This window comes from Paenibacillus macerans (assembly GCF_050565405.1).
Taxonomy (GTDB): Bacteria; Bacillota; Bacilli; order Paenibacillales; family Paenibacillaceae; genus Fontibacillus; species Fontibacillus macerans_B.
The window spans coordinates 1-12231 of sequence record NZ_JBNYYG010000013.1; the positions used below are offsets into that span (position 1 = coordinate 1).

General features: G+C 54.5%; 12 protein-coding genes, 1 tRNA gene and 2 pseudogenes. All 15 read right to left on the minus strand.

The genetic code is table 11. From position 1 onward, the window contains the following. A pseudogene (locus ACQ4N8_RS10550) lies at positions 1-1322 on the minus strand (flagellar hook-length control protein FliK); the annotation flags it as partial. Positions 1323-1403: 81 nt separating this feature from the next. Then, positions 1404-2030: pseudogene (locus tag ACQ4N8_RS10555) on the minus strand (ribonuclease HII); the annotation flags it as partial. Positions 2031-2481: 451 nt separating this feature from the next. Further along, positions 2482-3345, minus strand: a complete 864-nt coding sequence (ylqF, locus tag ACQ4N8_RS10560) for a ribosome biogenesis GTPase YlqF (RefSeq protein WP_430704318.1) — start codon at positions 3343-3345, stop codon at positions 2482-2484. 44 nt (positions 3346-3389) lie between these two features. Next, the gene (gene lepB / locus ACQ4N8_RS10565; protein WP_430704319.1) at positions 3390-4055 is read right to left on the minus strand and encodes a signal peptidase I; all 666 of its coding nucleotides are present in this window, start codon (positions 4053-4055) and stop codon (positions 3390-3392) included. Positions 4056-4144: 89 nt separating this feature from the next. Then, complete coding sequence (gene rplS / locus ACQ4N8_RS10570; protein ID WP_059045398.1) at positions 4145-4489, minus strand: 50S ribosomal protein L19; 345 nt, start codon at positions 4487-4489, stop codon at positions 4145-4147. Positions 4490-4738: 249 nt separating this feature from the next. Continuing rightward, a complete protein-coding gene (locus tag ACQ4N8_RS10575) occupies positions 4739-4999 on the minus strand; it encodes a hypothetical protein (RefSeq protein ID WP_430704320.1) in 261 nt (86 codons plus the stop codon). 458 nt (positions 5000-5457) lie between these two features. After that, positions 5458-5531 (minus strand) — tRNA-Pro (locus tag ACQ4N8_RS10580). 136 nt (positions 5532-5667) lie between these two features. After that, a complete protein-coding gene (trmD, locus tag ACQ4N8_RS10585) occupies positions 5668-6489 on the minus strand; it encodes a tRNA (guanosine(37)-N1)-methyltransferase TrmD (protein WP_430704321.1) in 822 nt (273 codons plus the stop codon). A 2-nt stretch (positions 6490-6491) separates the two neighbouring features. Continuing rightward, positions 6492-7010: a ribosome maturation factor RimM gene (rimM, locus tag ACQ4N8_RS10590; protein WP_430704322.1), complete on the minus strand. Its 519-nt coding sequence runs from the start codon at positions 7008-7010 to the stop codon at positions 6492-6494. A 534-nt stretch (positions 7011-7544) separates the two neighbouring features. Next, positions 7545-7775, minus strand: coding sequence for a KH domain-containing protein (locus ACQ4N8_RS10595; RefSeq protein WP_059045410.1), 231 nt, complete (start codon positions 7773-7775; stop codon positions 7545-7547). Between the two features lie 22 nt (positions 7776-7797). Next, the gene (gene rpsP, locus ACQ4N8_RS10600; RefSeq protein WP_009222977.1) at positions 7798-8070 is read right to left on the minus strand and encodes a 30S ribosomal protein S16; all 273 of its coding nucleotides are present in this window, start codon (positions 8068-8070) and stop codon (positions 7798-7800) included. A gap of 73 nt (positions 8071-8143) precedes the next feature. Then, positions 8144-9520, minus strand: coding sequence for a signal recognition particle protein (gene ffh / locus ACQ4N8_RS10605; protein ID WP_430704323.1), 1377 nt, complete (start codon positions 9518-9520; stop codon positions 8144-8146). 203 nt (positions 9521-9723) lie between these two features. After that, positions 9724-10077 (minus strand): putative DNA-binding protein, encoded by a 354-nt coding sequence (locus ACQ4N8_RS10610; RefSeq protein WP_430704324.1) that lies wholly within the window; start codon positions 10075-10077, stop codon positions 9724-9726. A 181-nt stretch (positions 10078-10258) separates the two neighbouring features. Next, positions 10259-10906 carry a PAQR family membrane homeostasis protein TrhA gene (gene trhA, locus ACQ4N8_RS10615; protein WP_430704325.1) on the minus strand — a complete coding sequence of 216 codons (648 nt, stop codon included), beginning with the start codon at positions 10904-10906 and terminating at the stop codon, positions 10259-10261. A gap of 146 nt (positions 10907-11052) precedes the next feature. Then, the gene (gene ftsY / locus ACQ4N8_RS10620) at positions 11053-12048 is read right to left on the minus strand and encodes a signal recognition particle-docking protein FtsY (protein WP_430704326.1); all 996 of its coding nucleotides are present in this window, start codon (positions 12046-12048) and stop codon (positions 11053-11055) included. Positions 12049-12231 lie beyond the last annotated feature (183 nt).

A 12231-nucleotide genomic window follows, 5' to 3' on the forward strand; every position in this document is an offset into this window, starting at 1 on the left:
GCCCGCGCCGATGCGCCAGCCGCAGGCGGCGCTTCCTGCGCCTGCGCCGCATCCGCGACCGGCGTGCCGCCCGGCGCGGATGCGCGCAGCACTTGCTGCTCGTGCTCCGCACCGAGCAGCTTCAGCACGCGCCCCACCCACGGCTCCGCCGCGGGGGTGGGGCGCGTGGCCGTCGGCGAAGGCCCTGCGGGCCCTTCGCCTTGCGCCTGCGGCGCGGCCGCTGCCGCCGAGCCCGAGCTCGGGGCGGCCGCGGCCACGCCAAAGCCTCCCAGCGTGCCCGCGCTGGGAGGCGCGCCTGCCGGGCCGGCCGTGCCCCGGCCCGGCACCGTACCTGCGTCCATGCCATCCTGAAGCATGGCCCTTCCCAGCTCCGCCAACGCCGCCTGCAGCTTCGCGACCAGCGCCCCGCCGGATCCCTCGGCTCCCTGTCCCTGGATGCCCGCCTGGGCACCTTGGGAATCTGAGCCGACCGTAAATGCTCCCTGCCGGGCCAGCTGCACCAGGCTTGCCGCCTGGTTCGGCTGAGACGCTCCGCCGGCCGCAGCCGCGGAGTCCCCCGCATGCGTACCCGCCAAAGCGGCCGCTCCGGTCTGGGCCCCCGTCGCAGAAGCTCCCGCGCCGGCCCCTGGCGAACCCGGAGCCGCAGCGGCTTGCCCCGGTTGTCCCGTCTCCCCGGCAGCGCCACGGCCCACTGCGGCCCCGGCTCCCGCCGTTTCGTTCCCCGGCTGCCGCAGGGAATTCGCCAGCTGCTCCTCCAGCGAGGACAACAGCACATGCAGCGGCGGTCCAAAAACGGCCTGATGCAGTCCCGCCACCGATTCGCCGGTGATCGGAAGACCGCGGCTAAAAGCGATCCCCGCCGCCTGGATCCATTCCGACAGCGGCACGCCGGCCGGCTTTTGCCCGGATAGCTGCAGCATCAGCGAGACATTCTCTTTCGATAAAGGCAGCCCGCTTTTTTGCATCAACTGAAGCAGCTCCCGATTCGTCGCCGAATTGTCGAGGCCCAGCGATTCCAGCGCTTTGGCCAAGGATGCAGCCGATAACACGGTGGCCGGAGCAGAGTCCATCGGCTTTAGTATCGCAAGACCGCCTTTCGAGTCCGGCTGCACCTGAAGCATTGTCGTCTCCCCGGCGCGCAGCGGCGTTTCCAAGACGGCATGCAGTTTGACCCCCTGAACCTGGATCACGGCCTCTTGACCGTCTTCGGACACGGACAGCACCGTGCCGCGGACCACCTGCCCCGTTTTCAATTCCAGAGATTTCGGTTCTCCGGTTCGTACGTCCCCCATCATGCTGCGCAGCAGCGGTCCGATATTCATAAGTTCCCCCCTTGCCTCCCCTCGTAAGCGATACGATACGGAAAACCCGCCAGATGTGCCGGCGGGTCCTCCTAAAGCGGTTTAAAACAATGTTTGTTCCTCCACGAACAAATTGCGCATAAAACTTTTGCGATGCATCGGCGTTGGACCGAGAGCCTGGATTTGTTCGCGGTGCAGCTTGGTCGCGTAACCTTTATGTACGGCGATTCCGTATTCCGGATAACGCGCATCCCACTCGCCTTGGCACAACCTGTCCCGCGTCACCTTGGCGATGATGGATGCCGCGGCGATCGACTGGCTGGTCGCGTCGCCCTTGATGACCGCCAGCTGAGGAATTTTGACATCCACCTTCTCCGCATCGACCAAGAGAAAGTCAGGCTTGACCGGAAGCTGCTCCACCGCCTGCTTCATCGCCAGCCGCGTCGCCTGCTTGATATTGATCCGGTCGATCGTTGCGGCATCCGCGTAGCCGACTCCCACGGCAATGGCTTGTTCCATGATGATTTCGTACAGCTTGTCGCGTTTTTTCGCGCTTAGTTTTTTCGAATCGTCCACGTCTTGCAGCACGAGATTTTGCGGCAAAATGACCGCAGCGGCAACAACGTCGCCGAACAGGCAGCCACGCCCGACCTCATCGATTCCCGCGATCTGGCGATAGGATGACTGCCAGTACTCCCGCTCATATTTTAACAAATCGTCCATAGTGCCTCCTTGTTCTTGACGAACCTTCCCCCGGTGCTAGCTGTTCTAGGATGATAAATCTGGTTGTTCCGGTAACCCGGACATTCGAGGTTCCTTGCTTTGGAGTGCTACAATCGATCAACATCCGTCTCTATTTTTTGCATGTTCAAAAAGTCGGCTTTTCAGCATTGAGAAGGTTGGATGATGCTAGGGACTGAGTAGCGCAGCGTAGGTAAGCCTACGTGAGCAACTGAAATGTTTCCGCAGGAAACATACATCGGAAGCATACGCTAGTCCCGGCTGAACTCAAGATTCGACGTCGAATCCGCTTCCGGGAACTACATCGTGAGCAAAAGATGACTTTTTGAACGACCACTATAAGAATGCCTCTTCCCCTATTATCGGCTTCCCTTCCTAGATTCTACAGCCTTTCGCCGAAAAAACAAATAGCCGCCGGCAAGTTGCCGACGACTGTTGTTTAGTAAGGCGCTTCCAATGAATATCTGCCCAGCTTTCCGGCTCTGAGCTCCCGGAGCATGATACCCGACGCTTTTTCCAGATCGACCCGACCGCCGCTTACGAGGCAACCCCGTTTTCGTCCGACCGCTTCCATGACAGCGACGATTTCATCCGGATCCTCGTAATCCTTCGGCGGCTGACCCAGCTCGAACCTTTCGCGAAACGGCTCCCAATAATACCGGACCAGATATTTCACCGCAAAAAACGCGATGTCCTCCACGTTCAAAATCTCCTCGCGGATCGCGCCCGTCACCGCCAGCCGGTAGCCGACGTTTTGATCCTCGAACTTCGGCCACAAAATGCCCGGCGTATCGAGCAAGTCCATCTCCGTGCCGACCTTGATCCATTGCTGTCCTTTGGTGACGCCCGGACGATCCCCGGTCGCCGCGATTTTCCGTCCGGCCAACCCGTTGATCAGCGTCGATTTGCCGACGTTCGGAATCCCTACGATCAATGCCCGCACGGCTCGAGGATTGATGCCTTTGGCGATTTGCCGTTCGATCTTCTCCTTGAGCAGCTCTTTGGCCAGCTGCGGAATTTCCTTCAGCCCCTGGCCGCTGGAAGCGTCCGCTTCGACGGCCAGATGCCCCTCCTGTTTGAAATAGGCGATCCATTGCTTCGTTACGGAAGGATCGGCCAAGTCGGCTTTATTCAGCACGATCAAGCGGGGTTTCCCCTGCAATATTTCATCAATCATCGGATTCCGGCTGGATAAAGGCAACCTGGCGTCAAGCAGCTCAATTACGACGTCGATCAGCTTCAGCTTTTCTTGAATTTGCCGGCGAGCCTTGGTCATATGACCGGGAAACCATTGAATTGTCATGTTCGTTCACCTCATATTTCCAAAGAACGCGCCTATTCCTTCGGCTAATGCTTGATAAATTCGAGATCCGCCAGCGGCCAGAATACCAAATCGGCCCGCCCTACGATATCGCCGTATGGAACGAAACCGATCCGCCGGCTATCCGTACTGTTCGAGCGGTTATCTCCAAGCACAAACACATAACCTTCCGGCACGGTTCCTTCGGGAACCACTTCGTTCGGAAAATTCGCTTCTGTATTGTACAGTTCATTATTGTTATGTTTCTCAATAACGGCATCTTTGATGTAGGTCTCATCTACGACTTGCCCGTTAACGGTCACCGTATCCCCTTCCACCCGGACGGTGTCGCCGGGAACCCCGATCACCCGCTTGATGAAATCGCGTCCCTCGGACGGTACATGGAACACGACAACCTCCCCATGCTTCGGTTCCCGGATGTCGTAAATGATCTTGTTCACGATGATGCGTTCGCCGGTATGAAAATTCGGCTTCATCGAAGGGCCGTCGACGATAAACGGAGCAAAGAAAAGCCAACGAATCAGAAGAACCAGCACAACGGCGATCACAATAGCTTTCAGCCATTCCAGCGCCTCGCTTTTATCCTTTTTGCCTGAAGGCACGGCTTCCACTGCTCCCGGCTCCTCCGGTCGTTCCGGCGGGTCGGATGGTTGCGGATAGTCCGGATGGTCTTGTTGTTCTTGTTTCTCCATGGATCGTGACCTCTCCTTATCTCATAATATGTATGATAGAAAAAGTAAAGGGGCTTGAATGGATACAAGCCCCCTGTTCGTTAATGAAATTAACGACGCACTTCTTTAATTCTCGCTGCTTTACCGCGAAGTTCGCGAAGGTAATACAACTTCGCACGACGCACTTTACCACGGCGAGCCACTTCGATTTTATCGATTTTCGGGGAATGAAGCGGGAAAGTTCTCTCCACGCCTACACCGTTGGAAATTTTACGAACCGTAAAAGTTTCGCTGATTCCGCCGCCACGACGCTTAATAACAACACCTTCGAACAATTGGACACGTTCACGAGATCCCTCGATAACCTTAACGAACACTTTCAAAGTGTCACCAGGACGAAAGCTCGGAATATCTTTGCGAAGTTGTTCCTGCGTAATCGCTTGTACGATATTCATCTATGACTCCCTCCTTCCACTCAGGTGTTCATGCCTCTTCCGGAGAAACCTCGTGTTCTCCTTCATCATCCGCAGCGGACCACCGAATTCACAACAAAGAGAATTTTATCATATTTCCCTAGGCATAGCAAGAAAAATATGCATCCTCACCGATTCGGAGATGGGAGATATTCCTAATCCTATCATATCCCGTTTCCATAAAAAAATGCCCCCAATCGATTGGAGGCAAATGCATAATCCCTTTCCCGGTTAAATCAATGCAATCGCCAGCAGCGTGAACAGGCTGAGCGTTAAAATATCTTCGCTTGCCGCATAAGGGCCATAACCATAACCGTAGCCGTAAGGCGGGATAAACGCCGATGTTTGTACCCGGCCGCCCGGCGATTTTTTCAGATATACATTCTCCCGGTCCACCTTCACGATCGTACCTTCAAGAACACGTCCGTCACGGGTCAAAATCCGGACTTTCTTGTTCATGCAATGCAAACAATTATAATAGGCCTCGACCATTCCCCAAGTTCCCCTTCCTTTGCAAGCTAATGCATAGTATGAGCCGGGTGGACGGACGGTGTAGGCGGTCATGCAGGCGGATGCATCCTTCTTTTGCCCAAAAATTCGGTTCAATGATTTTCTTGATACAATTGTATTATATTATGTCGCCGATATGGATGTATCGGTTGCTTAAAATGGCTATCCACCAAAATACGCCGAATTTATCAATCAGATTGGAGCAACACGGATTCCAATCACATGGACCCAAGGGGTCAATAACGGTACCGCCGTCGCGTAATGTATCATAGGCCTTTTGCACAACCCTCTGACGTATACCTGCGAACTTATCTTCACCGTGCGCCCCTCCCGGATTTGATATAAATGGAACATCGACTTCATGCGCATAAGAAAAAGACGGTATAAATCTGCACATTTCAGAAAAAATGTTCAGACTCATACCGTCATTCATTATGATATCGGAGTAGCGGGATTCGAACCCACGGCCTCACCCACCCCAAGGGTGCGCGCTACCTGACTGCGCCATACCCCGACGTCAATTTCAGGTACCATTAATTATAAGCGATGAAGTCGCCGGCCCGCAATAACAAAAGTAAAACGCTATCAGAAAAAAAACCGCCGACAGAGCGGCGGATTATTCGTTAGATCAGGTTGCGGGAGACCGGGGATTACCCTTCCGATGGCGACTCCGCTTCCACCCGCAGCTGCTTCAACCAGCGTTTATCCTGTTCGGTCAGCTCCAGCCCGTCCAGCAGATCGGGACGGCGCTCCCACGTGCGGCGAAGCGCCTCTTTACGCCTCCAATCGGCGACGTTGGCATGATGCCCGCTTAGCAAAATATCCGGCACCTTCCACCCGCGGAAATCGACCGGACGCGTGTAATGCGGATACTCCAGCAGCCCCGTACTGAACGAATCCGTAACCGCGCTCGTTTCATTGCCGAGCACGCCGGGAAGCAGGCGCGTCACGCTATCGATAACCACCATGGCCGGCAGTTCGCCGCCGGTCAAAACGTAATCGCCGATCGAGATTTCGTCCGTCACGAGATGCTCGCGGATCCGTTCATCGTAGCCCTCGTAATGCCCGCAAATGAACACCAGATGCTCTTCCTTGGCCAGCTCCTCGGCTTTTTGCTGCGTAAACGTCTCCCCCTGCGGACACATCAGGATGATGCGCGGCGGAAGCCCGGCCTCATTCGAAGACAATCCGGCTTTATCCCGATCCTCTTGGGCCCGGACGGAGCCCTCCCCGCTTGCCGCACGCCCTAGCAGATCTTCGACCGCATGGAAGATCGGCTCCGGCTTCAGCACCATTCCACCGCCCCCGCCATACGGCGTGTCATCCACGCTGCCGTGTTTATTTCCAGAGTAATCGCGGAAATTCACCGCATTTAGCGAGACGATGCCTTTTTCCCGGGCCTTGCCAAGGATGCTGCTCCCGAAAACGCCGGCGAACATTTCCGGAAACAGGGTCAGGACATCCATCCGCATTCCTATAACAGTCCTTCCATTACATGAACTTTGACAAGCTTTTCCTTCACGTTCACGTCCAGCACGACGTCTTCGATCACGGGCAACAGCAGCTGTTTGCCGGACGGCAGCTTGACCACCCAAACGTCATTGGCGCCCGGACGCAAAATTTCCACGATTTCGCCAAGCTCCTCGGCTTCGTCGCTCACGACGCGGCAGCCGATGATCTCGTGGAAATAATATTCGTTTTCCGGCAACTCCACCGTTTCCTCTTTGGATACCTTCAGGTCGCGGCCTTTGAACTTCTCTACTTCATTGATATTGGAAAATTCGGCAAACTTCACGATATACATTTGCTTATAAGGACGTGACGCCTCTACGGTGACCGTCAACCGCTCCCCGCTTTCCTGGTGAAGGAGCAGGAGACGGGTCTTCGGAGCGAAGCGGACTTCCGGAAAATCCGTTTGCAGCAGCACCTTCAGCTCCCCGCGAATTCCGTGAGTATTTACGATTTTGCCTACCGACAATAAAGAGTCAGACATAACAACCTCCCAGTCCTGTGCGGCCGAGGCTCGCCTCAGTGCGTGCCCGGCGCATCCAAACCATACTTAGTTAACAACGAAAATATTGCATTTTGCACAACAATTATGCCTCTACAAAGCAATCTAAAGAGGAATTATTGTAAAAAGTGCAACATTTCAGTTTCTTTCGAAGAGTTAAAGCTATATTTGTTGTAGAGAATATAACATTTACTCGCTACCATAGTTATTTCGGTCTCATTGTTGTATATCGTGCAACAATTTTACCGTCTCCGCTTCCCCCTGTTTCAGCATGTACGAAAAAGGGCTAGGACAAACATCCTAACCCGCTTTCGTATATCTTTAAAAGGTTGTTCAAAAAGCCATCTTCTAATCACGCAGTAGGCCAAGAAGCAGATTCGGCGTCGAATCTTGAATTCAGCCGGGACTTCCGTTGCTCACGTAGGTTCGCCTACGCTCCGCTACTCATTCCCTAGCTTCATCCAACCTTCTCGGTGCTTAAAACCTGTCCTTTTGAACCTTCATTGAAACGGTTGTTCAAGACATGATGTCCACGGTGACCCGCTTATCCATCTTGACCGCTGCCGATGCCACAACCGTGCGGAGGGCCTTGGCGATTCTCCCCTGCTTGCCGATCACTTTCCCTACATCGTCGGGATGCACGGAAAGCTCATACACGATCAGGTGATCCTTCTCCACAACCTCCACACGGACATCGTCCGGATGATCAACAAGAGCCTTCGCAATAACGCCGACTAATTGTTCCATATACGACCCTCCGAATCAGCAATTATTTCTGCTGTCTAAGCTCATGGAATTTCTTCATAACGCCTGCTTTGCTAAGCAAATTGCGAACGGTGTCGGATGCTTGCGCACCGTCTTGGAGCCATTTCAATGCTTTCTCTTCATCGATGTTGACTACAGCCGGCTCAGCAACCGGGTTATAGTAACCAATCTCCTCGATAAAACGGCCGTCGCGCGGGGAACGGGAATTCGACACCACGATACGGTAGAAAGGAGCTTTATGAGCACCAATGCGTTTCAAACGAATACGAACTGCCACGAAATTCACCTCCTTCAAAGAATGAACTAAATGTATGAATACCTTCCCTCTTCGCCAAGCGGATCAACACCCGTTAACGGAAAGGGAATCTCATGCCTTTTCCGGCCTTGCCGAGCTGCTTCATCATTTTGTTGCCTTTGCCTTTCGGCCCCATCATATCGGAGAGCTGCTTCATCATCCGGCGCATTTCGTCAAACTGCTTGATCAGCCGGTTGACGTCCGTGACCGTCGTTCCGCTGCCGGCGGCAATCCGTCTGCGGCGGCTTTGATTGATCATGTCGGGATGTTGCTTCTCCTCTTTGGTCATCGAATGAACGATGGCTTCCACCCGGCCCATTTGTTTCTCGTCGACCTTGACGTCCTTCATCTGCTTCATCTTGCCCATGCCCGGGATCATATCCATGATCTGATCGATCGGGCCCAGCTTCTTGACCTGTTCCATCTGCTCCAGGAAATCGTCGAACGTAAATTCCGCGTTACGCATCTTCCGTTCCATTTCCTTGGCTTTTTCCGCATCGATGTTCGACTGCGCTTTCTCGATCAGCGACAGCATGTCGCCCATGCCGAGGATCCGCGAGGCCATCCGTTCGGGATGGAACGGCTCCAGCGCGTCGATCTTCTCGCCCAGCGCCGCGAACTTGATCGGGCACCCGGTGACCGCTTTGACCGATAACGCCGCACCGCCGCGGGTGTCGCCGTCCAGCTTCGTCAGCACGACCCCGGTCAGGCTCAATTGCTGATTGAAGCTTTCCGCCACGTTGACCGCGTCCTGGCCGGTCATCGCATCCACGACCAAGAGCACCTCGTCCGGCTTCGTCACTTCATGGATTTGCCGCAACTCCTCCATCAATTCCTCATCGATATGCAGGCGGCCTGCGGTATCGATCAGCAGGTAGTCGTTGCCGTTATCTTTGGCATGCTGCAGCGCTTGACGGGCGATTTCGACCGGGCTGTTGCCCTCGGGCAGCGAAAATACCGGCACTTTGATCTGTTCGCCGAGCACCTGCAGCTGCTTGATCGCCGCCGGGCGGTAAATATCTCCCGCCACCAGCAGCGGACGGTGATTGTCCTTGAGCAGCAGCTTGGCCAGCTTGGCCGAGGTCGTCGTTTTCCCGGCACCCTGGAGACCCGCCATCATGACGACGGTCGGCGGCCGATTGCTGCGGGCCAGCTTGGCTTGGCTTCCGCCCATCAGCTCCGTCAGCTCTTTGTTGACGATATCGATGATGACCATGCCCGGCGTAAAGCTGTCCATGACCTCTTTGCCGATGGCCTTCTCCTTGACCTTGGCGATGAATTCCTTGACAACTTTAAAGTTAACGTCCGCTTCCAGCAAAGCGAGCCGTACTTCGCGCATCGCTTCGTTGAGATCGTCCTCCGAGACCTTGCCCTTGCCCCGCAACTTGCTGAATACGTTCTGCAACCGGCTTGTCAAACCTTCAAATGCCATGTGGCCGTCACCTCCGTTCTCTTTAAAAGGTTGTTCAAAAAGTCATCCTTCGATCACGATGCTATTCATGGAAGGTTATTCGACGTCGAATCTTGAATTCAGCCGGGCCTTCCGTTGCTCACGTAGCTTCTCAGTCCCTAGCTTCATCCAACCTTCTTGGTGCTCAAAACCTGACTTTTTGAACTCTAACTTATAGCACCATCTTACAATTGCTCTGCCTCGCGAAGCAAATTTCTGGCCGCTTCTTTATGTAACGGGGACATCGAGCTGTCTTTCACCAGCTGCTCCAGCCGGAATAACACGCCGCTCCGCGCCTCATGCTTTTGTAATAGGCCCAGCTTCTCTTCATACGTTTCCAGCATGCCTTCGGCCCGTTTAATATGCTCATATACCGCCTGGCGGCTAATCTCGAACTCCGCAGCGATTTCCCCCAGCGAGAAATCATCGAGAAAATAATATTTTAGGAAGGTCTGCTGCTTTTCCGTCAGCAGCGTTTCATAGAAATCAAACAAAAGGTTGATCCGATTCGTTTTCTCAAGCCTATTCTCCTGACTCATTTGGGCACTCCCTCCGTCAAGGAAAAACACTTTACAGCGCATCAACTTTACCTATGATACAGAAAGCCGCAAAGGATGTCAAGCATTTTGCCTTAACATCCTGCGAAAGCGCTGATCCCTTCGTTTCCGCAGCAAAAAGCCGCCTGCCGAACGTCCCGGAAGGCGGCTTGAAGCCGTAACTTTAGTGTTGAGGCAGCAAGTACAGCAGGATTGCAAAAAAGTGGGTGACGCTGCCGCCCAGCACGAACAAATGCCAGATCGCGTGGTGGTAAGGAAAACCTCGCCAGACGTAAAAGACCGTGCCCAGCGTATACGATAACCCGCCCGCGACCAGCAGGACGATACCCTGATGCGGCATGGCCGCGGTCAGCGGACCCCAGACGATCACGATCAGCCAGCCCATGATCAGGTAAAACACCGTCGACATGAACAGGAACCTTTTGACGAAAAACGCTTTGAATACGACGCCTAGCAGCGCGATCCCCCAAATCGTCCCGAACAGGCTCCAGCCGAGGGGCCCCCGAACGGCCACCAGCAAAAACGGCGTGTACGTTCCCGCAATGTAGATATAGATGGAGGAATGATCGAAAAACTCGAACAAGTCTTTCGCTTTGCCTTCCTTGAAGCTGTGCACGAGCGTGGAGCACAGGTACAGGAGCAGCATGCTCGCCCCGTAAATCGTAAAGCTGACGACATGCCAAGCCGTGCCCTTCATGCTGGAAAAAACGATCAGCAGTACCAATCCCGCCACGCTAAGCAAGGCGCCGATGCCGTGGGTAATGGCGTTGGCGATTTCTTCGCGGCGGTCGTAAGTATGTGTATTTGCCATCCTGTCACCTCCTAAATTTACATTTGGTGCGAGTTCAAAAAGTCTGATTTCCAGGAATGCTTCCGAATTTAGTATGCCTTTTCGGGCTTTTGCCTATGACCATCATACGACGGAGCCGCACTTTCTGTTACACGGAATTGCCGGTTTTAAGCCTCGGCGGCTTCTTCCTCATCCGCGATCAATCCGGCGAACAAACCGTGTACGAACTGCTCGGAATCGAATTTTTGGAGATCGTCCACCTTTTCGCCGAGTCCCACGAATTTGACCGGAAGGCTGAGCTCCTGACGGATGGCGATCACGATGCCGCCTTTGGCCGTGCCGTCCAGCTTGGTCAGCACCAGACCGGTCACGCCGCTTTTCTCGCCGAACAGCTTCGCTTGGCTGAGCGCGTTTTGCCCGGTCGTAGCGTCGAGCACCATCAGCACCTCATGCGGAGCGGCAGGAATTTCCCGCTGAATGACGCGGTAAATTTTGTTCAGCTCCTCCATCAGATTGGATTTGTTCTGCAGCCGTCCGGCCGTATCGCACAGCAGGATGTCCGCCCCGCGCTGTTTGGCCGCCTGAACCGCGTCAAACATCACCGCCGCCGGATCGGAGCCAGCCTGCTGCTTGATCACGTCGACGCCGACCCGTTTGCCCCATACCTCCAGCTGCTCGATGGCTCCGGCGCGGAACGTATCGCCAGCGGCAAGGATTACCTTTTTGCCCTGCTGCTTATAGTAGTGGGCCAGCTTGCCGATCGTCGTCGTTTTGCCGACCCCGTTCACGCCTACGAACAAAATGACGCTGATTCCGTCCGGATTCAGGTGCATTTCATTGTCCTCGTCCCCGCGTAGCAGCTCGGTCAATTTCTCGGACAACAACGGCTGCAGCTCGGAGGCGTCTTCGATCCGGCGCTGCTTGACCTCTTTGCGGAGATCATCGATCAGCTTCAAGACCGTATTGACGCCGACGTCGGCGCCGATGAGAATTTCCTCCAGCTCTTCGAAAAATTCTTCATCGATTTTTTTGCGGCGGGTAACTAATTCCGCGACTTTCTCGACAAAGCCTTTGCGGCTTTTTTCCAGCCCGTCCCTGAATTGTTTGGTTACCGCTTCGGTTTTTGACGCGATGCTCTCTCTCAGCTTTTTGAAGAAACTCATTTGGGGATAACCCTCCTTTATGTAATTCGCAACGCCCTATATTCCGGACTATGAAATCTCCGCTATGAAATCTCCGCTTTCAAACCGATTTTCCAAAAATAGCGCCAAGAACAACCGTTATTCTCGGAAAACGGGACGTTCGCCCAAAATAACGCCGGTTATGACCGCTATCCTCGGGATTCA